Origin of the sequence: Planctomonas deserti, from assembly GCF_003067705.1 — a bacterium.
Lineage (GTDB): Bacteria > Actinomycetota > Actinomycetes > Actinomycetales > Microbacteriaceae > Planctomonas > Planctomonas deserti.
This window is the reverse complement of record NZ_QANL01000207.1, coordinates 1-520: the sequence shown is the minus strand read 5'-3', so window position 1 is coordinate 520 and position 520 is coordinate 1. Positions and strand designations below refer to the sequence as shown.

Sequence of the window (520 nt, the reverse complement as noted above, 5' to 3'; positions counted from 1 at the left end):
CGCGCCATCGCCGCCTTGTCCTCGGCGTATTCCAGCGTGGTCACGTGGCCGTCGATGGCGGCGGCAGCCTCGGCCAGCCACAGCGTCGAATAGCCGTTGGAGGTGCCGATCTCCAGCACCCGGCGCGCAGCGCCGAAGCGGACCAGAACGGACAGGAATTCACCCGTCTCCGGCGTGATGTTGAGCATGCGGCGGCCACGCGCGCTTTCGCGGGCGTCGTTGTCGGCGCCGAAGCGGGCCAGTTCGTCCTTGAGTGCCTGCAGCATGGGGCCTACTTCCACCACGCGCGCAGCAGCGCCACTGCGCCGACCGCACCGGACAGCCAGCTCCACGCCGGCACGTCGCCCCAGTACCAGCCCGGCGGCTGCAGCACATACATCAGTGCAGCGATGGCCAGCAGGCCGACACCGGTGATCGCGCCGACCGCATGCTTCTGCAGGCGCTGCACGCTGGCATCCAGTGCGGCCAGGTCGCGCGAACGCATCGACAGTTCGTGGCGGCCTTCCACCTGCTGGGTCAG

General features: G+C 69.6%; 2 protein-coding genes. Both read right to left on the bottom strand.

Annotated features, from left to right (window positions below; translation table 11 throughout):
* The coding region (locus DAI20_RS20300) for an O-methyltransferase (RefSeq protein ID WP_497802657.1) at positions 1–266 on the bottom strand (266 nt) is incomplete at its 3' end.
* Positions 267–271: 5 nt separating this feature from the next.
* Positions 272–520, bottom strand: a 249-nt coding sequence (locus DAI20_RS20295; RefSeq protein WP_205781547.1) for a protein kinase family protein, incomplete at its 5' end; no start/stop codon positions are given.